The following is a 22,053-nucleotide window of genomic DNA, read 5'->3' on the forward strand; positions in this document are numbered from 1 at the left end:
TTATTACTTTGATGGAGATGGGCCTGTGTTGTCAATAAATTCCTTTGGAATGTTAGTGAATAGGGTTGATGCTCAAAATCTGGGCGCGCCATGATCCCCAAAAATATCCTGATCACAGGTTGTTCCAGCGGAATCGGGCGTTGCGTTGCCGCAGGACTGACAAAGCGCGGCTACCGTGTTTTTGCCTCTGCTCGCAAGGCGGAGGATGTGCGGTCGCTTGAGGCTGAAGGCCTGGAAAGCGTGCAGATCGATCTGGCAGATTCGGTCTCCATTCATCGTGCGATGGATGAGGTTCTGGCGCGCTGTGGAGGGCAACTCGATGCCCTGTTTAACAACGGCGCTTACGGCCAGCCTGGCGCGGTGGAGGATCTGAGGCGTGAAGTATTGCGCGAGCAGTTCGAGGCCAACCTGTTCGGCACGGTTGAGTTGACCAATCGGGTGGTGCCGATGATGCGCGCTCAGGGCCACGGCCGCATTATTATGAACAGCTCGGTGCTGGGGTTGGTTGCATTGCCTTACCGGGGCGCCTACATCGCCAGCAAATATGCGCTGGAAGGTATTACAGATACGCTGCGGCTGGAACTTCGCGGTAGCGGCATTCATGTTTCCCTGATCGAGCCGGGGCCGATCGAGAGTCGTTTTCGGGCGAATTCATTTGAGGTCTACAAGCGCAATATCGATGTGGAACGCAGTGCCCACCGCGAGAAATACCTGGCCATGGAGAGTCGGCTGGTCAAGCAGGGTGCCGCAGTGCCGTTTACGCTCCCACCCGGGGCGGTGCTGGATAAAGTGATTCATGCTTTGGAGTGCAAGCATCCAAAAATTCGGTATAACGTGACCGTCCCTACTCACTTGTTTGCCACGCTTAAGCGGATTTTGCCTGATGGCTGGATGGATAAGCTACTTGCCTCGGTAGGAGGGGACGGCAGTAAATAGCTTGGACTGATTTGACTGGATGGTTTTCCTTGTGGTTTGCAGGCTTGAAATTTTGTTTGCTCTCCCCCATCTAGAATCTGGATTTCTCGCTTATTGTGTCTACTGAATCGAATTATCGAAAGGAATGAATATGGCAGGATTGGATAGTAAAACGCCGATACCAACGGAAATCAAACTTCACCAGAAATCACGCATGCTGGAGATTGCGTTTTCCGATGGGCTGCGTTTTGAGCTGCCTTGCGAATTCCTGCGGGTGTACTCGCCTTCTGCCGAGGTGCGCGGTCATGGCCCTGGGCAGGAAGTATTGCAGGTTGGAAAGAAAAATGTAGAAATTACGGATGTTCAGCCGGTGGGCAGCTATGCAGTACAACTGGTTTTCTCCGATGGCCATGATAGCGGCCTGTACTCATGGGATTATCTGCATGATTTGGGTGTCCGTCAGGAAGCGCTTTGGAAGCAATATGTAGAGCGCATGAATGAGGCGGGTGCCCGCCGCGAACCGGCTACCCTCTGAAGTGGGGTGATGGGAAATGGGAGAGGAGTGATGGTCGAAAGATTTTCGTCACCCATTGCTCATTACCGAGCCGGTTATATCCCCAGTGTTTCTACCCAGGCCAGTGCGGCAAGGTGAGCCTGGTTGATCTTTTCCGGCTCCAGTTGCAGAGAAAACGCCAGTTTTTCAATCTGGTCGGAATCCCCCTCCTCACAAGCTATAGTCAGATCCAGGAAGGGGCCGTAGAGGCCTTGCCGGGTCAGCAGTGCATCGGAGATCGCTTCCGGCAGAGAGAGCTTGTCCAGCACCTCGTCCATGGGCATTTCCAGCATGGCATCGAGCAACGAGAATACTCCAACAATAAACAGGTTGTCGCGATCGGCCGCATCCAGCATATCCTTGCCCAATAGCTCGGTCAGGCGGCCGCGGGTGACGGCTGTTTTTATCAGGGCAGCCGAGGTGCTGCCTTCTCCAGCGGTGACGAGTAGGAGGGTCAGCCAGCGGTACAGCTGCTGATAACCGAGAATCGCCAGTGCGTGGCGCAGTGACTGGATTTCGCAGGACAGGCCAAAGCCGACAGAATTGATGTAACGCAACAGCTTGAAGGAAAGGGCTACGTCACGTTTGAAAGAAGATTCGATATCCTTGATTTCCGCATTGTTGCGCACCTTGTTGAGCAGTTCCAGCACGACGGCGTAGGCAGGATTGATAACCTTGGCGCTCAGCGTTTCCGGGTGGGCAAAATAATAGCCCTGATAATAGGCGAATCCCAGTTTTTTGCAAATATTGTGCTCGCGTTTGGTTTCGACCTTTTCTGCAATCAGCTGGGCAGGATGATTTTCCAAGGCGCGAACATGAGTTTCAAGCTGGCCGCTGGCATTAAGCTTCTGGACATCCAGTTTGATGAAGTTTGCGATTGCCAGCAGCGGGGCGCTTTCCGGTGTCAGCTCAAAGTCATCCAGGGCCAGGCGGTATCCCAGTGTGCGGAGTTCGTGGCAGCGTGCCAGCAGCTCCGGAGTCGCATGTGTGGTTTCCAGAATTTCCAGCACTGCCCGGTTGACCGGTAGCAGTTCGAGGAAATCACTCATCAGCATGGAGGTGGAGGCATTGATGAAGGCCAATTTGTCGCCTAGCAGCCATTCTGCTCCCATGTTGCTGAGCATGTTGGCCAGCACCTTGGAGGTGGCCAGATGGTCATCGGTGAAGCTGGCATGGGTGGCTTCTGCGCTACGGCGGAACAGAAGTTCATAACCAATGATTTTTTGCTGATTGTCAACGATCGGCTGGCGGGCGAGATAGACGTGGTCTTGCATTAGAGTTCTAGCCCTTACGCAGTAAACATTGATGCATGAGTCGCTTGGGTGCTCATTTCCAGCAGCTCCTCGATATCCAGCACCAGCACCACCAAGCCATCACCGGACAGGGTGGCACCTGCTATGCCTTTGGGTTTGATGTCATGCAGCGGTTTAATGACTACGTCATCCCGACCGATGAAGCCGTCGATAGCCAGGATAAAGTTGGTCGCTGTGGCTTGCATCAGGACACCGAATGATGGTGTGCCATCCTGCGGCCAGCCAATCAGGCTGGCCAGGGACCTTACTGGTAGAACCTCATCTCGCACCACCATGGTTGCTCGGCCGGAAACACGCTGGATTTCTGCGGGGTTGATGGGGATGATCTCACGTACCATGGAAAGTGGTACAGCAAAAGGCTGTTCACCCAGGCGTACCACCAGAACGGGGAGAATGGCCAGGGTCAGCGGCAGGGAGATGGTAATGGTTGTGCCGTGACCGACGACTGAATTGATGTCAATTCGACCATTCAGTTTCTGGATGTTGGTGCGCACGACGTCCATCCCGACACCCCGTCCGGAAACGTCTGAAATCTCGTCCTTGGTCGAAAAGCCGGGCAGGAAGATCAGATGCAGAGACTGCCTGTCATCCAGTGAATTTGCTGCTTCAGCATCGATCAGCCCTTTTTCGATAGCCTTGCGGCGTATGGTGTCGGGCCGCATGCCTTTGCCATCGTCGGCAATCTCGATAACGATGTGATCACCTGACTGCATGGCGGAAAGTTTCACCAGGCTCTTGGTCGGCTTGCCTGCGGCGATGCGCTCCTGCGTGCTTTCCACCCCATGGTCCACTGCGTTACGCACCAGATGGACGATAGGATCGTTAAGATCCTCGATCATGGTTTTGTCGATTTCGGTTTCTTCACCCACGATCAGCAATTCAACTTCTTTTCCCAGTTGCCGGGCAAGGTCGCGCGCCAGGCGCGGATACTTCTGGAACAGCCTGCCGATCGGCTGCATCCGGGTTTTCATCACCGCATTTTGCAGATCGCTCACCAACAGGTCCAGATGGCTGACGGCTTCGTCCAGTGCCTTGAGGGTGTCGCCGTCGGTCTTGCCCTGGAGGATGTTCGCACGCAGGCAGGTAAGACGGTTCTTGGTGAGGCCGATTTCGCCGGAAAGGTTGAGCACCATGTCCAGTCGCGAGGTGTCTACGCGGATAGTTGTTTCCTTGGCGGCAGGCTGCTGGGCAGAGGGCGCCTTGGCGCGGGGCGCAAGGTTGACCTGGGCTGAGGCTTGGATAACAGGTGCAATCTCCATAGGGAGGATAACTTGGGATGCGGTTATGCTTTCCGCCGGCGTGCCGGTGACGGTGTGGTACAACGCCTGCCAATCCGGACCTCCGGATTCTTGGATGGTAGCCTGATCTGCGTGGTTAGACTCACCTGATGCGGCAAGGGTCGCTAGCACCACCTTTTCACCAGCCAGAACGCAGTCCAATGCTTTCAGAATAGCGGCATCTGCTGCATCCGGCAGTTGCGACTGGGCGAGCGAGCCGAACATGGTGCGTACCACGCCGGTTGCGTTCATGATGACATCCATGATCTCGGCGGTCAGGGTTAGTTCGCCGGTGCGTAACTTGTCGAACAGGTTTTCGGTGCGGTGGCATAGCCCGACCAGATCGTTGACATTGAGAAAGCCGGCGCCACCCTTGATCGTGTGGAATCCGCGGAAAATATCGTTTAGCAGCGCCTTGTCACTGGGGCGTTTTTCCAGTTCGACTAATTTGTTGTCTACATCAGACAGCAACTCACCCGCTTCCGTCAGAAAATCCTGTAGTAACTCTTCCATTCCGGCGAAGTGGCTCATGGTTTCTCCCAGCTACCGAGTTTAATTGCGTGTTGTATTAAAAGCCCAGGCTTTCGAGCAGATCGTCGACCTGGACTTGGCTGGTCACTACGTCAGCTCTGCCTTTTGCATTGATTACCGGCCCGTTCAGCAAGCCGGTATCCATTTCAGTTTTCTTCTCGGCAGGCGTCGTCGCCAGCAGCAATTGCAGCATGTCCCGTTCCATTTGATGGGCCATATCGATAACCTTCTTGATCACCTGGCCGGTCAGATCCTGGAAGTCCTGCGCCATCATGATTTCCATTAGTTGGGCATTGGTCGCCTTGGTCTGGCTGGGGACCTCTTTCAGATAGCTGCGGGTTTCTTCCGTCAGTTGTTTGAATTCTTCCAGGCTGAGCTGATTGTCGAACAGGCGCTGCCATTTGGAGCTGAGCCCTATCGCACCCGCTTCGAGCTTTTCCTGAATAGGCTGGGCGACTTCAGTGGCGGTCAGTGCGCGTTCCGCCGCTCGTTGTGTCATGGTTGCAATATAGGCGAGGCGTTCGCGGGTGTCGGGTATAGCATCGACTGTTTCTGCCAGTTTTTTGTCATAACCCAACTCACGCAGCGTATCGTGCAGCTTGCGTGTCAAGTGGCCGATTTGCGAGAATAAGCTCTCGTCGTCGGGCTCAGTTGTCAGGTCGGTCGCTGCGGTGTCCTGTTTTATTTCGGATGCGGCTGGTTGTGTGCTGCCGGCCATGACAATGCTATCGAACAGGGCTTCCAGATCGTCGGAATCCCCGCTGCCTGAAATAACGTTACTCACCGAGCGTCTCCTTTAATCATTTGCCCATTTTTTCAAAAATTTTATTTAGCTTCTCTTCCAGTACGGCAGCCGTAAAAGGCTTGACGACATAGCCGCTGGCGCCAGATTGGGCCGCCGCGATGATGTTTTCCTTCTTGGCTTCGGCGGTTACCATTAACACCGGCAAGTGCTTCAGCGTGTCATCAGCTCGGATGGCCTGAAGTAGTTCAATGCCGGTCATGTTGGGCATGTTCCAGTCACTGACCACGAAATCGAAATTGCCGCCGCGCAGCTTGGCGAGTGCAGCTACGCCATCTTCGGCTTCGTCTGCGTTGGTGAATTCCAGCTCCTTCAGCAGATTGCGTATAATCCTTCTCATTGTCGAAAAATCATCGACGATCAGGAATTTCATGTTCTTATCGGCCATGGACTACTCCGCGGGTAATGTGTTTTGTGCTCATCTCGCCATTGTACGATGCCATGGCGCGGTTTAGGGCGTTAGCCTGAATTTGCTACTGTGCTTCATCGGACTGTCTATCTGAGTAACAGAGGACGTAAAGTGTCGGCCAGAACGGCCGGATCGAACTTGGCAACATAGGCGTCCACGCCGACACGTTTACCCATGTCGCGGTTGGCTTCCGACGAAAGTGAGGAATGCATGACTACCGGGATGCCTTCGAATCGCCGGTCGGATTTAATGTTTTTCGTCAGGACATAACCGTCCATTTCGGGCATTTCGGCGTCCACGAGAATGACCTTGATCTGGTCGTACACCGTGGAGCCATCCTGCTGGGAACGGGCTGCCATATTCTGCAGCCTTTCCCACGCCTCCAGGCCGTTGGTGGCCTGCTGGTATTTAACGCCCAGCTTGTCCAGCACCATGACGATTTCCTTGCGCGCGATCGCCGAGTCATCTGTAAAGAATACTGTTGGTTCTGCATCTGTTTCGATCGGGGCAAGGTCGGGCATGGGTTCGATTCCAATGGCGTTAGCCAGAATCTGTTCGACGTCGAGAATTGAAACCAGTTTACCGTCGGATAGTTCCGTGATCGCGGTGATCAGGCCATCGTTGCCGGTCAACATGCTTTGAGGGGGTTTGACCTGGTCCCAGTCAACGCGAATGATGCGATCGACGTCATGCACCAGGAAGCCCTGAGTATGCCGGCTATATTCGGTGACGATCATGGTGTGTCCAGTGTCTTCCGGTACTTCCCTCAGATTGATAATCTTGGCCAGCGCGATCACCGGGATGATATTGCCGCGCAGGGAGATCACTCCCTCGACGCCATCTGGCATATTAGGGGATTTTGTAACCTTGGGAGTCTGGCAGACTTCACGTACCTTGAATACGTTAATGCCGAAAATTTCTCCGCTGCCCAATGAGAAGAGCAGGATTTCCATCTTGTTGGAGCCGGCCAGTTTGGTTCTGGCGTCCACTGCATCGATGAGCTGGTTGCGCTTTTCCATATTATTCCCCATTTATTTAAGAGGTTCGCTTAATAACTGGGTGAGCGTGGCCGCCAGTTTATGTGGTTCGAATTTAGGAACATACTCGTCCACGCCAACCGACCGGCCAAGTTGCTGGTTGGCATCGCTGCTCAATGAAGAGTGCATGATAACTGGAATGCCAGCAAAGCGAGAATCGCTCTTGACGTGTTTGGTGAGTACGTAACCGTCCATTTCCGGCATTTCCACGTCGGTGAGAATCAGCTGTATGAAGCTGCTGACCGGGACATGAGCTGCATCAGCCTGACTGGCAATTTTTTGTAGTTCATCCCACGCCTGTTTGCCATTATTGGCGCTGATGTAACGGATGTTCATGGCATCCAGGGTGCGCGAGATCTGGTTGCGGGCGACGGAGGAATCGTCGGCAAAAAAGATGGTACGGTTTTCCACTTCAATGGGTTTGATGTTGTTGAACAGGTATTCGTCATCGTACCGGCTAGTTTCAGAAAGTACCTTTTCCACGTCCATCATCATGACCAGACGGCCGTCCTCCAACTCGGTGACCGCAGTGACCAGTCCCCCCATTTGCGCAGTGAGCATGTCGGGTGGGACGCGCATGGCCGCCCAGTCGAGGCGCAGAATGGTGTCGACAGCTTCCACCAGAAAACCCTGAGTGTGGCCGTTGTATTCGGTAACGATCATGATTTCCGGTTTTTGGTCGGTTTCCACACCGGAATATTTTACCAGATCAACAACGGGCACCAAGGCGCCGCGCAGGCTGACCATGCCTTCAACCGAGGACGGCATGTCCGGGGCGTGGGTGATCGCAGGTACACGCATGACTTCGCGCACCTTAAAAACATTGACACCAAAGGTTTCTTTGCGCCCGGTGCGGCTGTTCGTGCCCAGGGTGAATAGCAGTATCTCTAACTTGTTGGTGCCAGCCAGTTTGGTGCGGGCGTCAATATTTTTTAAGAGTTGTGACATGTTGTTGCTCTCCGTGAAAAGTCCTGATCCAGAACCTTCAGTTGGGCCTCAAGGCAGGACATTTTCCCATATCATACCTCAATATTGTTAAGCGGCATTCTGTAAATCGGTCGGATATTCGCTGTTTTCGGAGTTATATATTAAATTTGCTTACGTGATTAATGCAAATCTCTCGTCCTATCGTCTCCGGTCATTGGGTGTTGTGCGGGCGGCAAGGCGAGGTTTTCTGGTGTTCGGTAAATGTTCTCGGGTTCTGTGCCAAGGGTTAACCGTTCAACAACGATCGGATCAATTACGGTATGATTTCTGCATGAATCTGCCACGGAGCTTAATGTATTGTCGAATACCCCTAATCAGGTAGACCCGAAGGAGCTGGAGCAGGCATTTTCGTTGTTCAACGAGGCTTCTGCGCAGCTTACCGGTGCTTACCAGGAATTGCAGCAGCAGGTGGAGCGCCTGACCGGTGAACTCGCGGTCGCCAATGTGGAATTGCGACGGCAGTTGCTGGAAAAGGAGGCGCTGTCTCAGCGTCTGTCGCATCTGCTTTACGCCATGCCGGCAGGTGTAGTGGTGCTGGATCAGCAGGGTACTATTATCGAGTTGAACCCAGCCGCCCTGGAACTGTTGGGGGAATCTCTTGTAGGGCACGCCTGGGTGGGGGTCGCAGCGCGCGTGCTGGCACAGACCGTGGTGCCGCATGAATGGGATCTGGCACCGGTCAGCGGGGCTGCACCGCGTCGGGTCAGTATGTCCAGTAGCCCTCTGGACGCCGCCGGCGGGCAAGTGCTGCTGATTCATGACATGACCGAAGCCTACGCCATGCAGCGCGAGTTGCAGCGGCATCAGAGGCTGTCCGCAATGGGTGAGATGGCGGCGGGGTTGGCGCATCAGTTGCGCACACCGCTCGCTACCGCTCTGCTCTATACCTCCCACTTGAAAAAGCTTGATTTACCTGAAAACGAGCGGGTCCGCTTTGCAGATAAAGTGTTGGCGCGTCTTCGTCACCTTGAGCACCTGATCCAGGACATGCTGTCGTTCGTGAAAGGGGAGGGTGCGGGGCAGGATGTGGTTAGGATGTCTTCCGTGCTGGTTGATCTGCAGCAGGTGATGGAGCCGCAAATGACGGAGCGCGGGTTAAATTTCAGGATTAGTGATGATTGCCAGGATGCAGTCGTGATGGGCAGTCGAAAGGCTTTGACTGGCGCCTTGCTCAACTTGCTGGAGAATGCCATGCAGGCTTGCCCGGAGGGCGGCCAGGTCAGTCTGAAGGGTAAAGTGGGAGGTGATGGCCAGGTGTCGATTGCTGTGGTCGATAATGGCAAGGGAATCGATAGTGCGACCCAGGAGCGCCTGTTCGAGCCTTTCTATACGACTCGCACTGACGGGACAGGTCTGGGGTTGGCGATTGTACGCGGCGTGGCCGAGGCGCATCGGGGGTCGGTTCAGGTCAAGTCGGCACCTGGTTGCGGTAGTGAATTCATTCTACGGCTACCCAAGCTATAATCCGGAAAATTGAAAAAATTGCGAATCCAATGAAAACACTGCCTATCCTGATCGTTGAGGACGACCGAGACTTGCGCGAAGCATTGTGCGACACGCTGGGTCTGGCCGGCTACGAGACGCTGGATGCTTCCGATGGACTGGCGGCGCTTGCGGTGCTGGGTAAGCGCAGGGTCGGCCTGGTCGTGACGGATGTACAGATGCACCCCATGGATGGGCATACTCTTTTACGCGAAATCAAGTCAGTCTATCCTGATGTCCCGGTACTACTGATGACTGCCTATGGCATGATCGACAAGGCGGTGGAAGCGATGCGCGCAGGGGCGTGTACTTACCTGACTAAGCCATTCGAGCCGGACAGTCTGTTGGCGGAGGTGGCGCGTTATATGCTTTCTGCACAACCGGCGAACGGCTCTGAAATGGCGGCTGAAGATCCTCGCATGGTCGAGTTGCTGGGGTTGGCACGGAAGGTTGCCGCTACCAGTGCGACGATACTGGTTACGGGCGAGTCCGGTTGCGGTAAGGAGGTGATGGCGCGTTTCATCCACATTAACAGTCCACGTGCCGACAAGCCTTTCGTGGCGATAAACTGCGCGGCAATTCCGGAAAACCTGCTCGAATCCACTTTATTCGGTTACGAAAAAGGCGCCTTTAGCGGCGCGGCCCAGTCCCATGCGGGCAAGTTTGAGCAGGCGCAAGGAGGTACCCTGTTGCTGGATGAGGTATCCGAAATGCCGATGCCGCTCCAGGCCAAGCTGTTGCGGGTGTTGCAGGAGCGCGAGGTGGAGCGTGTCGGCGGGCATAAGGCGATTCCACTCGATATCAGGATCATTGCCACCTCCAATCGCGATATGGGCGAGGTAGTGGCGCGCGGTAACTTTCGTGAGGATTTGTATTATCGCCTCAACGTGTTTCCTCTGGAATTGCCGCCGTTGCGTGAGCGTCCGCTGGATATCGTGCCGTTAGCTCGATATCTGATTGGCCGCTTGAGCGGCGCGCTGGGCCGGCCCGGAATCGGCTTGTCTGCTGCGGCTGCCGAGCAATTGACGCAATATGCCTGGCCGGGTAACATCAGGGAGCTTGAAAACGTTATTCAGCGTGCCATGATTTTGTCGCCCAGCGATATGCTGGAGACAGAGTATTTGCTTCTGCCCAAATCTGGACTGGCTGTGCCGCAAGCTGGGAAAGCGGTCGCTGCCGGAGTAGCGGTGGATATGAAAACGCTGGAGCGGACGCATATTCTGGAGATCCTGGCTTCAGTCAGCGGTTCGCGTAAGCGTGCCGCGGAAAAGCTGGGCATGAGCGAGCGTACCTTGCGTTACAAGCTGCAACAGTACCGTGAAGAAAGTGAAGAAACGGGCCAATGACAACAAAATTGGGCATGAAATGTGCTTTATTTTTATTCTGCGATGGGCAAAAAATGGCAGTCGTAATGGATAAACAGCTATAATTCGAGCTGGAGGCCTGACAAGCGATGAATACTACACAGGGAATTGACCAGTTACTTGGACAGCTGCGTGCTGCCTCGGCTCTGGCTGCCGGCCAGGAGCCCGCTTCTGCATCGACAGAAGGACCGGATTTTGCGGCGCTGCTCAAGGCTTCGCTGGATCAGGTGAATACCACGCAGCAGGATTCTGCCAATCTGGCCAAAGGATTCGAGCTGGGCGATCCCAATGCGAACCTCCAGGAGGTGATGGTTTCTCTGCAGAAAGCCAATCTTTCCTTTCAAACTATGGTGCAGGTGCGTAACAAGCTGGTGTCGGCGTACCACGAAGTCATGAGCATGCAAGTTTGATAGGAATGCAAAGCGTTGCACTAGTCATTACTGTATTCCCTCGTTCGGGGGCAAAGATCAAACGCTCGCAAGTTCGGAGTCAAGGCGTAAAATAATATGGCTGTCGCACCACAGCAATCACTTTTCGCCCGTCTAAGAGAATTCAACCGTTTATCCGGCGGCCAGAAAATTGGGCTGATGCTGGCGCTTGCGGCTGCCATCGCGCTGGTTTCCGGCGCTTGGATGTGGTCGCAAACGCCAGACTACCGCGTCCTCTACAGCAACCTTTCCGACCGGGATGGCGGCGAGATCATTAATTCCCTGCAGCAGATGAACGTACGCTACAAGATGGCGGAGGGAGGGGGTGCCATCCTGGTTGCTTCCAGTCAGGTTTACGACGTGCGTCTGCGACTGGCATCACAGGGCCTTCCCAAAGGTAGTGTGGTCGGCTTTGAGCTGATGGAAAACCAAAAGCTGGGTACCAGTCAGTTTCTCGAACAGGTGAACTACCAGCGTGCTCTGGAAGGGGAGTTGACCCGTTCCATCCAGTCTCTTTCTGCCGTGCAGGGCGCGCGCGTGCATCTGGCAATTCCGCGCCCGTCCGTGTTTACCCGCGAGCAGAAAAATCCCAGCGCATCCGTGCTTGTCGGCCTCCATCCCGGGCGTACACTGGACAAGGCCCAGGTCAACGGTATTGTTCATCTGATATCAAGCAGCGTGCCGGACTTGCCGGTCAAGAATGTCACTGTGCTTGATCAAAACGGCAATCTGTTGAGCTCTGCAGCCGAGGGTAAGGAAAGTGCTGGTCTTGACCCGAGTCAGCTGGAATTTTTACGTCAGGTTGAACAAAGTTTCATCAAACGTATCGAAAGTATTCTCAGCCCGATTACCGGTGTGGAAAACGTGCGAGCACAGGTTGCGGCAGAGCTGGATTTCTCCCAGACCGAACAGACGGCTGAAACCTTCAGGCCTAACCCGGCCCCTGCCGAGGCGGCAATCCGCAGTCAACAAAGCAATGAAAACACCGCGGGAGCAGGACAGGCTGCAGGCGGCGTGCCTGGCGCCCTGTCAAATCAGCCGCCGGGTACGGCGGCTGCACCGCTTACGGCACCTGCAGCCACTGCTGTGGCTGCGGCGCCTGCCCAGCCTTCAGGTGGGGGTGGACATAAGGAGTCGACCGTCAATTACGAGCTGGACAAAACCATCAAGCATGTCAAGTCGCCAGTAGGGAGCATCAAGCGCCTGTCTGTGGCTGTCGTGGTGAATCACAAGAAATCCACGGGCAAAGATGGGAAGATTAGCACCAAGCCTTTGACTAGCGCAGAAATGACGCAGATCAGCAATCTCGTCAAGGAGGCCATGGGTTACAGGCAGGACCGTGGGGACACGCTCAATGTGGTGAATGCTTCATTCAGCAGTGAGATGACGGAGGAAATCCCGGCTGCACCAATCTGGAAAGATCCATCAACGATTTCTCTGGTCAAGGATATCGCCAAGAATCTGCTAATTGCCGGCATCGTGTTCTTCCTGGTATTCAAAGTGCTGCGACCCCTGCTGAAAGAACTGTCGACTCCGCCACCGCCGACAGTGGTTGAGAAGGAAGAGGCTGAAGGTTTCGCGATTGCGCCAACTCTGGGGTACGAGGAGCGCTTGCGGTCAGTCAAGGACCTTGCGCGTCAGGAACCGAAAGTGGTAGCTACTGTAGTCAAGGATTGGATCGGCGGCAATGAGTGATGATGGGGTCGTGAAAAGCGCCATCTTGCTGATGGCCTTGGGAGAGGAGGAGGCCGCCGAGGTATTTAAGCATCTCAGTCCCAAGGAGGTGCAGAAACTCGGGACTGCCATGGCAGCCCTGGATAGCGTCAACCGCGTCCAGGTGGAGCGGGTGATGCATGACTTCATGTTCCAGGCAGGAGAAAAGGCCGGCTTGGCTGATTCCGATGAATATATTCGCAGTGTTCTGACCAAGGCGTTAGGCTCGGACAAGGCGGCCAGTCTGATAGATCGCATCCTGCATGGCGAAGATTCTAGTGGCATAGAAGGCCTGAAGTGGATGGATGGTGCTTCGGTGGCTGAGTTGATCAAGAATGAGCACCCTCAGATTATTGCCACCATTCTGGTTCATCTTGAGCGGGACCAGGCCAGTGAGATACTGAGTCTTTTTACCGAGCGCCTGCGCAACGATGTAGTGCTGCGTATCGCTACGCTGGACGGAATTCAGCCTTCTGCGCTGAGGGAATTGAACGATGTGCTGACCAAGTTGCTGTCGGGCGCCAGCAACCTCAAGAAAAGCGTGATGGGCGGCGTCAGGGCGGCTGCAGAAATTTTGAACTATGTTGGCACCGCTAATGAAACCTCGATCATAGCCAGCGTTCGCGATTACGACCCCGAACTGGCACAGAAAATCCAGGATGAAATGTTCGTTTTCGAGAACATACTCGATATCGACGATCGTTCAATACAGTTGCTGTTGCGAGAGGTGCAGTCTGAATCCCTGATTATTGCGCTCAAGGGTACGAGCGAGGAGCTACGAGAGAAAATTTTCAAGAATATGTCGCAGCGGGCTGCTGAAATGTTGCGCGATGATCTCGAGGCAAAGGGTCCGGTACGCATCAGTGAAGTCGAGGCGGAGCAGAAGGAAATACTCAAGATCGTGCGCAAGTTGGCCGATGAAGGCCAGATTGTGATCGGTGGCGCGGGAGAGGAAAGTTTTGTCTAGTAATATCATCCCCAAGGAGCAATTGAGCGCATATCAGCGCTGGGAGCTGAATTCACTGGATGGGTCGGCAAGAACAACCGTGCCTTTGCCGACCGCCGAAGAAGTCGAGAATATCCAGCAGCAGGCTTACCAGGAAGGATTTGCCGCCGGGTACCAGGAGGGCAAGGGCAAGGTCGATGCAGAGCTGGCTCGGTTGGCGCAACTGATGTCGGCGTTGGGTGGGGCGCTGAACCAGTTTGATGAAACATTGACACAGAACCTGCTTTCTCTGGCACTGGATGTCGCCAAGCAAATGTTGCGAGAGGCTTTGCGAGTACGGCCGGAGCTGGTTCTGCCGGTGATTCGCGAGGCGGTGAGCGGCCTTCCTCAGGCTAACCAGCATCCACACCTAAAATTGCATCCGGATGACGCGGCACTGGTGCGATCGCTGATGGCGGACGAGTTGAGCCACTTTCATTGGAAGCTGATCGAAGACAGCCGCGTGGAGCGGGGCGGGTGCCGAGTGGAAACGACGAACAGCGAGATTGACGCAACCATGGAAAATCGCTGGGAAAGAATCCTCGTCGCCCTGGGTAGAGAAGGTGCATGGCTTGAATAGTCCCTTGGGACGTATGGGTCGTCCGGGCAGAAATTATGACGTCTCCCTCTGAACGCTGGAATAGTTTTTTGCAGGAATGCAGTGAGACCGTATCCGTTGTCAGCCCCTGGCTCTTGACTGGTCGTCTGACCCGGGTTGCCGGGCTGGTGATGGAGGCGGTAGGTCTGAGGCTTGCGGTAGGTGGTAGCTGTACCGTTCATCTGCCTGAAGGGCATGATGTGGATGCCGAAGTGGTCGGTTTCTCCGGTGAAAAATTGTTTCTCATGCCCTCCACCGACGTGTACGGACTGGTGCCGGGTGCACGGGTGACGCCGGTGGATACCCCGGTGCAACGTGTCTCCAGGCAGGGTGGATCGCCTCACGTACGGCGTCGTTCCGAAGACCGTGTGCGCCAGGTCCAGGTGGGCGATGAGTTGCTGGGGCGCATTCTGGACGGTGCCGGGCGTCCACTGGATCTTCTTGGGCCTCTGAATCTGGCTCACCACGTGCCGCTGCACAGTCGTCCCTGCAATCCACTTAGTCGAGCTCCTATCCGGCAAGTTCTGGATGTTGGCGTGCGTGCCATCAATGCCTTGCTGACTGTTGGTCGTGGGCAGCGGATGGGTCTTTTTGCCGGCAGCGGTATCGGCAAGAGTATTTTGCTCGGTATGATGGCGCGTTTTACCAGCGCAGATGTGATCGTGGTTGGCCTGATCGGCGAGCGTGGTCGCGAGGTCAAGGAGTTCATCGAAAATATCCTGGGGCCTGTAGGGCTGGCGCGTTCCGTGGTAGTCGCCGCACCGGCTGATACCCCGCCATTGCTGCGGTTGCACGGCGCAGCTTATGCGACGTCGATCGCAGAGCATTTTCGCGATCAGGGCAAACATGTTCTATTAATTATGGATTCGCTCACACGTTATGCCATGGCTCAACGCGAAATTGCCTTGGCCATCGGCGAGCCGCCGGCTACTAAAGGTTACCCGCCCTCGGTATTCGCCAAGCTACCACAACTGGTCGAGCGCGCCGGCAACGGCCAGGCAGGCGGGGGGTCCATTACCGCATTTTATACCGTGCTGGTGGAAGGTGATGACCAGCAGGATCCGATCGCGGACAGCGCCCGAGCTATTCTTGATGGCCACATCGTGTTGTCGCGCAGCCTTTCCGATCAGGGACATTACCCTGCTATTGATATCGAAGCTTCGGTTAGTCGGGCAATTACTGAACTTCTTGCGCCGGAAGATTTGGCACGGGTGCGCAGATTCAAGCTGCTCTATTCCCGCTTCCAGCGCAGCCGGGATCTGATCAGCGTGGGCGCCTATGTCAGAGGCAGCGACCCATTGCTGGACGAGGCAATGGCGCTTTATCCCCAACTGGAGGCTTTCCTGCAGCAGGATATGCACCAGTGCGATAGCTACGCTGACAGTCGCAGTCGCCTGACCACAATGTTCAATACTTAAGCGCGAAACTTGAATAGATATGCCGAGGCGATTTCCTCTCCAGCCCCTTCTGGATCTTGCCCAGAATCATACGGATGCTGCGGCGCGCGATCTGCACACGCTTAAGGTAAAGTGGCAGGTTGCAGAAGAAAAGTTCCAGCAGTTGGCAGTCTATCGTGAAGATTACAGAGCAAAGTTGTTGCAGACCACGAAATTGGGCATGCAGGTGAGCTCCCTCAGGGACTTTCAACTTTTCCTAGGCAAAATCGAGGCCGCCATCCGCCAGCAAGCAGAAGAAGTGGAACGCTGCAAAAAACGCTGGGAAGATGGTCGTCATGAATGGCAGGCGAAGCAGCGCAAACTCAAGGCCTTCGATACGCTGTCTCAGCGTCATCTGATCAGCGAGCGAAAGCGTGAAGACAAGCTCGAGCAGCGTGAGCAGGATGAGCTTTCCGGCAATAAATTCAAGCATGAAGAGCCAACGGATCCTCCTGACACCTGATGTTGGTATGCGTCTTGCTTAATTTACGGCTAAACCTAAAGTGATTGCGAAAGGATGGCCGATGCCACAATTATCTATTACTCCTGCTGTCTCTCCGCAAGCCAGTGCCGGCATCAGTCAGGTATCAGCCTTAGTCGCCCCTGCCACGGAAGCTGGGGATGGCTTGGAGAGCGCGTCGGAAATTAATTTCGGGGCGGTTCTTACCAAACAGTTGAGGGGGATTGCTTCGCTGCTTGAGAAAAAAGAAGACGATGGGCTTTCCTTGGCCGCAGCTAACGAAACTGCAGAGCCTGTTGCGAATGCAGACGCAGCAGTGCTTCCCGTTGATTTGTCTGTCTTGACTGCTGCAATGTTTGTTTCGGTATCTCCCGCTCGTGCAGGGGCTGGAGCAGGAATTCCAGCCGAAACCGATTCGGAAAAGCCGCTGATACACTTGCCGAAGGCTGGCGAAATCCGGTTGGCGGCAGGATTTGCCGCCAACGGCAAAAACTTGCCGCCAGGGATGTCCCCGGAGCAGGGGTTTGCCGGCAAGCTGGCTGATCTGGTGGAAGTTCCAGCAGGCGATACGGGTGGGGAATTTCATTCGACTTACTTACCTGCTGCGGCAAATCCTTCCGCTACGGCAGTCATGTTCCGAAATCCGGAGCCGTTACCGACTTTGCCCGTCGCACCTAGAGTCGGTTCAGCTGAATGGGGTGGAGCGGTCGGCGAGAAAGTTGTCTGGATGGCTAACCAGAGTCATCAAGTGGCTGAACTGCGTCTTAACCCGCCCAATCTCGGGCCGCTCGAGGTGCGTTTGACGATTAGTAACGATCAGGCTAGCGCTTTGTTCGTTTCCCATCATTCCGCTGTGCGCGAGGCAATCGAGACGGCATTGCCGCGGTTGCGCGAAATGCTGGCAGACAGCGGTATCATGCTGGGCAATGTGACGGTTGGCTCGGAATCCTTCAGCCAGCAACAAGCGTCTGATCAGAGGAATGGTAAAGAGGGAAATCGCGGTGGGCTGGGATCGGAGGGTGCTATAGCCCCGTTGACCATGTCGGGGCGGCCTGCTGGACTGGCTCGCGATGGCATGGTTGATATTTTTGCCTGAAATCAATATACGACCATTTGGCAAAAATAAAGCAGCTATCTCAATGAGATAGCTGCTTTTTGTTTTATCTGGCGATAAAATGGTGGGCAGCAACAGGTTTTGGTTTACGGTAGTCCTTGCATTATATTTGAGTTGATATTATAAAGAACATAAAATATCATCTGAAACTGGTTGTTTTTAATATTGTTTAGCTGTCTATTTTGGAATTAACTGGAATGGGCAACTGAAGTAGCAGGGCAAAGGGACACGAGGCATGGCAAGGGACAAGGCGAAAGAAGAGGTCGTGGCGGATGAGCCACCCAAGAAGAAGGGAAAACTGTTTCTGATTCTCGGTATTCTGTTGGCGTTGGGCGGTGCGGGTGGTGGTGCGGCATGGTACTTCTCCCAGTCAGATACAAAGTCTACCGAGCACAAGGAAGAAAAGCCGAAGTCGCCGGTTTTCGTGACGCTGGAGACCTTTACCGTCAATTTGCAGGCAGATGGGAGCGGCGAACATTATCTCCAGGTCGGGATTGATTTGAAAGTGACTGACTCTACTGTGGTTGATCTGGTTAAACTACATATGCCGGAAATTCGTAATGGTGTGCTGTTACTCCTTTCGAGCAAGAGTGCCGAGCAGATCGCCAGCCTGGAGGGCAAGCAGAAATTGAGTGCTGAAATTCAGGAGCAGGTAAACAAACCACTTAATGCCAAAGTTGCGGGCAAGGGCGTGACAGGTGTGTTTTTCACATCCTTTGTCATTCAGTGATGAGGGTGTTGGGCAGTAATAATTCCTAAAGGGCGCATGTGGCAGACGACATACTGTCTCAGGACGAAGTTGATGCCTTACTCAAGGGTGTAACCGGAGAGGAGGAGGCTGTCGCCGCTGACGAGGGCCGAGAGGGTGCTCGTCCCTACAATCTGGCCAAGCAGGAGCGAATCGTCCGGGGTCGTATGCCCACCCTGGAAATTATCAACGAGCGTTTTGCCCGATTGTTCCGTATTGCATTGTTCAATTTTATGCGTCGCACCGCTGAAATTTCTGTTAGCCCGGTGCGTGTTCTCAAGTACAGTGAATTTGTTCGCAACCTGGTCGTGCCGACCAACCTGAACATGGTGCAAATCAAGCCGCTACGCGGCACGTCGCTGTTTATTTTTGATCCGAATTTGGTGTTTCTGGTTGTGGACAACCTGTTTGGCGGTGATGGGCGTTTTCATATGCGCGTGGAAGGTCGTGATTTCACGCCGACAGAGCAGCGCATCATTCAACGTATGCTGGAAGTGGTTTTTTCCGAATACAAGAAAGCCTGGGAATCAGTCTACCAGGTTGACTTCGAATATATCCGTTCCGAAATGAATACCCAGTTTGCCAATATCGCCACGCCCAGCGAAGTAGTGGTAGTCACCACGTTCAACATCGAATTAGGATCTGGTGGTGGCGATTTTCACATCTGTATGCCCTATGCTATGATCGAGCCGATTCGCGATATTCTGTATAGCAGCATGCAGGGCGAGCGCATGGAGGTGGACCATCGCTGGGCAAAACTGATGACGAAGCAGGTGCAATCAGCAGAGGTGGATCTGGTTGCGAACCTGGGCGAGGCCCCGGTTAATCTTGGACAAATTCTGAATATGAAAGTGGGGGATGTGATTTCCCTTGATATTCCCGAAGCGATTGTTGCTGAAGTGGATGGCGTTCCTGTGCTGGAATGCAATTATGGTATTCTCAATGGTCAGTACGCGCTCAAGGTGAACAAAATCATTGCCGGCGCGGATGACGAATCCGGCCTCGGAGGCCAACATGGCTGACGAAAACGCTGAAAATTCTGCTGGTACAGACGATTGGGCGGCTGCGATGGCTGAGCAGGCGACAGCGGATACATCTGCCGGTACTCCGGCTGAGGACGATTGGGGTGCGGCACTAGCCGAGCAGGCCACCTCTGCGACGCAGGATGCTTCAGCCATGTTTGCCGGAAGCAATCCAGCCGCAGCGAAGGCCCAGTTCGAGCAGCTTTCCCCCTCCGGTATTCCTGCCGGTGCGCCTAATAACATCGACATGATCCTGGACATCCCGGTCAACCTCACAGTCGAACTGGGGCGCACCAAGCTGGCAATTCGCAGTTTGTTGCAACTGGCCCAGGGATCCGTGGTGGAGTTGGATGGTCTGGCGGGCGAGCCGATGGACGTGCTGGTCAATGGTTGCCTGATCGCCCAGGGTGAGGTGGTGGTGGTGAACGACAAATTCGGAATTCGCCTGACCGACATTATTTCGCCTACCGAACGCATACGCAGACTACATAAATGAGTCCGATGAACGAGACGGTGGCGCGACTCTCCGTTGGGCTTTCTCTGTTTTTACTATCTTTCACGATCCTGGCCGCTGAGCCAGTCGTTCCAGTACCGATTGCTTCACCAATTTCCTTTGGGGGTATGTTCCAGGTTCTGTTAGGTCTAGGCTTGGTGCTGGTGACGGTGGCCGGCTCAGCCTGGCTGCTCAGACGTTTCTCCCCTGGTCAGATAGGTGCGGGCGGAGCAGTCAAGGTAATCGGCGGTGTTGCGCTAGGTCCCAAGGAGCGATTGGTGCTGGTGGAGATTGGTGAAACCTGGTTGGTACTGGGGGTTGCACCGGGTCAGGTGAACACCCTGCATACGTTGGTTAAACCGGAAGGGGGGGCATTTTCCGAAGTGCCGTCCAGTGGAGAAGAGAACGGATTTTCGGTATGGCTCAAACAGGCAATGCAGGGGCGCAAACTTGGGAAATAGAACAGGGTTGCTTCCTCTTGGAGTGAGAGAGGGAAGAGGTCATGGCGTACCGCTGTTTCATCGGTTGTGGCTGAGGCTTACCACTACCCTTGGGATAAAATCGTTGTTTGCCGCCATGTTGCTGGCGCTGGGTGTACTTCTGCCGTTAACTGCCATGGCGGTCAATTCAGGATTGCCTGCTTTTACCAGCGTGCCAGGGCCAGGTGGTGCCCAGACTTATACCCTTAGTATTCAGACACTGCTATTGATGACAGCGCTGACATTTTTGCCAGCGGTGTTGCTAATGATGACGGCGTTTACCCGTATTATCATCGTTCTGTCGCTGTTGCGCATGGCAATCGGCACGATGCAGGCACCTCCCAATCAGATTCTGATCGGCCTTTCCCTGTTTTTGACATTTTTCGTCATGGCGCCGGTGTTCGATAAGATTTATGCAGAGGCTTATCAGCCTTATGCGGAACAAAAAATCGATTTTAACCAGGCGCTGGAGAAGGGGGCCGCACCATTGAAAGCCTTTATGTTGCGGCAGACGCGCCAGGATGATCTGGCGCTGTTTGTCAAACTTTCCAACAGCGCACCTTTGCCCGGACCGGAAGCGGTGCCGATGAAAATTCTTGTGCCGGCCTATGTGATCAGCGAGCTTAAAACCGCATTCCAGATTGGTTTTGTGGTGTTTCTACCATTCCTGATTATAGACATGGTGGTGGCCAGCGTATTGATGTCTATGGGTATGATGATGCTGTCGCCGATGGTGATCTCATTGCCCTTCAAACTGATGCTGTTCGTGCTGGTGGATGGCTGGAATCTGCTTATCGGTTCCCTGGTGCAGAGTTTCTACACATGACACCGGAAAGCGTGATCACTATTGGTCAGCAGGCGGTAGAAATCACCCTGCTGGTGTCGGCGCCGTTGCTCCTCTCAGCACTGGCCGTCGGCTTGGTGGTGAGTATCTTTCAGGCCGCTACGCAGATCAATGAAATGACCCTGTCGTTCATCCCCAAGCTGCTGGTAATGTTTGTCATGCTGGTAGTGGCAGGGCCATGGATGTTAAATCTGTTGATGGATTTTACCCGCCGCCTGTATACCAGTATTCCAGGTTTGGTGGGCTAGCCGTGCCGGGATGATCAGCGTCACTTCAGTCCAGTTAAGCGCCTGGCTGAGTGCTTTCATCTGGCCATTTTTTCGTATCCTTGCCTTAGTCAGTAGCGCACCTATTTTAGGCAATCCCAGCGTTCCTTTGCGGGTGAAAATTGGTCTGGCCCTTGTCCTCACACTGGTTCTGTCGCCCATTCTTGGTAGCATGCCAGCGGTGGAACCGGGTTCTGCAATCGGTCTCTTGATTCTGGCACAACAGGTCGTGATTGGCGTGGCGATTGGATTCATCATGCGCATCATCTTCACAGCAGTGGAAATGGCCGGTAATATTGCTGGCATGCAGATGGGGTTGGGATTTGCCACCTTTTTCGATCCGCAAAATGCTTCCCAGTCTCCCGTGGTGGCGCAGCTTCTGGGTTTGCTCGCCACCTTGTTGTTTCTGGCCCTGAATGGTCATTTGTATATGATCGAGCTATTGGCTCAAAGCTTTCAGGCATTACCGGTGTCACTCAAACCTTTTTCCGCGGCCGGTTGGCGTGCTCTGGCAGGTTGGGGTGGGGAGATATTTCTTGCCGGGTTGCTGCTTTCCATGCCTATCATGGCGGCCCTGTTAGTTACCAACCTGGCGCTGGGCATCATGACTCGTGCCGCGCCGCAACTGAATGTGTTCTCGGTTGGATTCCCGATCACGCTGGCAGCCGGATTTGTCGTGCTGAGCATCGCTTTTCCTTATTTCGTTCCCTTGTTTGACCGTTTGCTTCATGACGCTTTGCAGATGGCGATGCAAGTCTTGCGTCTGGCAAATCCCACAGAGCCCTGATGGTTCCATA

Annotated in this window: 24 protein-coding genes; 18 read left to right on the forward strand and 6 right to left on the reverse strand. The window is 54.4% G+C overall.

Features of this window, described 5'->3' with window-relative positions; genetic code table 11:
* Positions 1 to 90 precede the first annotated feature (90 nt).
* Positions 91 to 936: an SDR family oxidoreductase gene (locus SCD_RS06025; RefSeq protein WP_009206003.1), complete on the forward strand. Its 846-nt coding sequence runs from the start codon at positions 91 to 93 to the stop codon at positions 934 to 936.
* Positions 937 to 1,066: 130 nt separating this feature from the next.
* A complete protein-coding gene (locus SCD_RS06030; RefSeq protein ID WP_009206002.1) occupies positions 1,067 to 1,450 on the forward strand; it encodes a gamma-butyrobetaine hydroxylase-like domain-containing protein in 384 nt (127 codons plus the stop codon).
* A gap of 74 nt (positions 1,451 to 1,524) precedes the next feature.
* Here SCD_RS06030 and SCD_RS06035 read toward each other — a convergent pair whose 3' ends face one another.
* The 6 genes from SCD_RS06035 to SCD_RS06060 all read right to left on the reverse strand — a co-directional run bounded on the left by SCD_RS06035 (position 1,525) and on the right by SCD_RS06060 (position 7,785).
* Positions 1,525 to 2,742, reverse strand: coding sequence for an EAL and HDOD domain-containing protein (locus SCD_RS06035; RefSeq protein ID WP_009206001.1), 1,218 nt, complete (start codon positions 2,740 to 2,742; stop codon positions 1,525 to 1,527).
* Between the two features lie 14 nt (positions 2,743 to 2,756).
* Positions 2,757 to 4,589 (reverse strand): chemotaxis protein CheA, encoded by a 1,833-nt coding sequence (locus SCD_RS06040; RefSeq protein ID WP_009206000.1) that lies wholly within the window; start codon positions 4,587 to 4,589, stop codon positions 2,757 to 2,759.
* A 37-nt stretch (positions 4,590 to 4,626) separates the two neighbouring features.
* On the reverse strand, positions 4,627 to 5,373 hold the full coding sequence (gene cheZ, locus SCD_RS06045; protein WP_009205999.1) for a protein phosphatase CheZ: 747 nt from the start codon (positions 5,371 to 5,373) through the stop codon (positions 4,627 to 4,629).
* Positions 5,374 to 5,389: 16 nt separating this feature from the next.
* The gene (cheY, locus tag SCD_RS06050) at positions 5,390 to 5,779 is read right to left on the reverse strand and encodes a chemotaxis response regulator CheY (protein WP_009205998.1); all 390 of its coding nucleotides are present in this window, start codon (positions 5,777 to 5,779) and stop codon (positions 5,390 to 5,392) included.
* A gap of 107 nt (positions 5,780 to 5,886) precedes the next feature.
* The gene (locus SCD_RS06055; protein WP_009205997.1) at positions 5,887 to 6,819 is read right to left on the reverse strand and encodes a chemotaxis protein; all 933 of its coding nucleotides are present in this window, start codon (positions 6,817 to 6,819) and stop codon (positions 5,887 to 5,889) included.
* A gap of 12 nt (positions 6,820 to 6,831) precedes the next feature.
* The gene (locus SCD_RS06060; protein ID WP_009205996.1) at positions 6,832 to 7,785 is read right to left on the reverse strand and encodes a chemotaxis protein; all 954 of its coding nucleotides are present in this window, start codon (positions 7,783 to 7,785) and stop codon (positions 6,832 to 6,834) included.
* A gap of 336 nt (positions 7,786 to 8,121) precedes the next feature.
* Between SCD_RS06060 and SCD_RS06065 the strand changes: the two genes are divergently transcribed.
* The 16 genes from SCD_RS06065 to fliR all read left to right on the forward strand — a co-directional run bounded on the left by SCD_RS06065 (position 8,122) and on the right by fliR (position 22,043).
* Entirely contained in the window at positions 8,122 to 9,288 is a 1,167-nt protein-coding gene (locus SCD_RS06065; RefSeq protein ID WP_009205995.1) for a sensor histidine kinase, read from the forward strand.
* A gap of 29 nt (positions 9,289 to 9,317) precedes the next feature.
* Complete coding sequence (locus SCD_RS06070) at positions 9,318 to 10,652, forward strand: sigma-54-dependent transcriptional regulator (RefSeq protein WP_009205994.1); 1,335 nt, start codon at positions 9,318 to 9,320, stop codon at positions 10,650 to 10,652.
* Positions 10,653 to 10,759: 107 nt separating this feature from the next.
* Positions 10,760 to 11,080: a flagellar hook-basal body complex protein FliE gene (gene fliE / locus SCD_RS06075; RefSeq protein WP_009205993.1), complete on the forward strand. Its 321-nt coding sequence runs from the start codon at positions 10,760 to 10,762 to the stop codon at positions 11,078 to 11,080.
* 96 nt (positions 11,081 to 11,176) lie between these two features.
* Complete coding sequence (gene fliF / locus SCD_RS06080; protein WP_009205992.1) at positions 11,177 to 12,793, forward strand: flagellar basal-body MS-ring/collar protein FliF; 1,617 nt, start codon at positions 11,177 to 11,179, stop codon at positions 12,791 to 12,793.
* Positions 12,786 to 13,778, forward strand: coding sequence for a flagellar motor switch protein FliG (gene fliG / locus SCD_RS06085; RefSeq protein ID WP_009205991.1), 993 nt, complete (start codon positions 12,786 to 12,788; stop codon positions 13,776 to 13,778). The genes fliF and fliG overlap by 8 nt, the downstream gene beginning before the upstream one ends.
* Complete coding sequence (locus SCD_RS06090; RefSeq protein ID WP_009205990.1) at positions 13,771 to 14,376, forward strand: flagellar assembly protein FliH; 606 nt, start codon at positions 13,771 to 13,773, stop codon at positions 14,374 to 14,376. Before fliG ends, SCD_RS06090 begins: the two co-directional genes overlap by 8 nt.
* Positions 14,377 to 14,411: 35 nt before the next feature.
* Positions 14,412 to 15,812: a flagellar protein export ATPase FliI gene (gene fliI, locus SCD_RS06095; protein ID WP_009205989.1), complete on the forward strand. Its 1,401-nt coding sequence runs from the start codon at positions 14,412 to 14,414 to the stop codon at positions 15,810 to 15,812.
* Between the two features lie 19 nt (positions 15,813 to 15,831).
* The gene (fliJ, locus tag SCD_RS06100) at positions 15,832 to 16,293 is read left to right on the forward strand and encodes a flagellar export protein FliJ (protein WP_009205988.1); all 462 of its coding nucleotides are present in this window, start codon (positions 15,832 to 15,834) and stop codon (positions 16,291 to 16,293) included.
* 61 nt (positions 16,294 to 16,354) lie between these two features.
* Positions 16,355 to 17,386: a flagellar hook-length control protein FliK gene (locus SCD_RS15640; protein ID WP_009205987.1), complete on the forward strand. Its 1,032-nt coding sequence runs from the start codon at positions 16,355 to 16,357 to the stop codon at positions 17,384 to 17,386.
* 253 nt (positions 17,387 to 17,639) lie between these two features.
* Positions 17,640 to 18,134: a flagellar basal body-associated protein FliL gene (gene fliL, locus SCD_RS06110; RefSeq protein WP_009205986.1), complete on the forward strand. Its 495-nt coding sequence runs from the start codon at positions 17,640 to 17,642 to the stop codon at positions 18,132 to 18,134.
* 38 nt (positions 18,135 to 18,172) lie between these two features.
* Positions 18,173 to 19,174 (forward strand): flagellar motor switch protein FliM, encoded by a 1,002-nt coding sequence (gene fliM, locus SCD_RS06115; protein WP_009205985.1) that lies wholly within the window; start codon positions 18,173 to 18,175, stop codon positions 19,172 to 19,174.
* The gene (gene fliN, locus SCD_RS06120; RefSeq protein ID WP_009205984.1) at positions 19,167 to 19,670 is read left to right on the forward strand and encodes a flagellar motor switch protein FliN; all 504 of its coding nucleotides are present in this window, start codon (positions 19,167 to 19,169) and stop codon (positions 19,668 to 19,670) included. Before fliM ends, fliN begins: the two co-directional genes overlap by 8 nt.
* Positions 19,667 to 20,128, forward strand: coding sequence for a flagellar biosynthetic protein FliO (gene fliO, locus SCD_RS06125; protein WP_021035809.1), 462 nt, complete (start codon positions 19,667 to 19,669; stop codon positions 20,126 to 20,128). Before fliN ends, fliO begins: the two co-directional genes overlap by 4 nt.
* 115 nt (positions 20,129 to 20,243) lie before the next feature.
* Positions 20,244 to 20,972 (forward strand): flagellar type III secretion system pore protein FliP, encoded by a 729-nt coding sequence (fliP, locus tag SCD_RS06130; RefSeq protein ID WP_051338838.1) that lies wholly within the window; start codon positions 20,244 to 20,246, stop codon positions 20,970 to 20,972.
* Complete coding sequence (gene fliQ / locus SCD_RS06135) at positions 20,969 to 21,238, forward strand: flagellar biosynthesis protein FliQ (protein ID WP_009205981.1); 270 nt, start codon at positions 20,969 to 20,971, stop codon at positions 21,236 to 21,238. The genes fliP and fliQ overlap by 4 nt, the downstream gene beginning before the upstream one ends.
* Before the next feature lie 10 nt (positions 21,239 to 21,248).
* On the forward strand, positions 21,249 to 22,043 hold the full coding sequence (gene fliR, locus SCD_RS06140) for a flagellar biosynthetic protein FliR (RefSeq protein WP_009205980.1): 795 nt from the start codon (positions 21,249 to 21,251) through the stop codon (positions 22,041 to 22,043).
* Positions 22,044 to 22,053: the final 10 nt, after the last annotated feature.

This window comes from Sulfuricella denitrificans skB26 (genome assembly GCF_000297055.2).
Classification (GTDB): Bacteria; Pseudomonadota; Gammaproteobacteria; order Burkholderiales; family Sulfuricellaceae; genus Sulfuricella; species Sulfuricella denitrificans.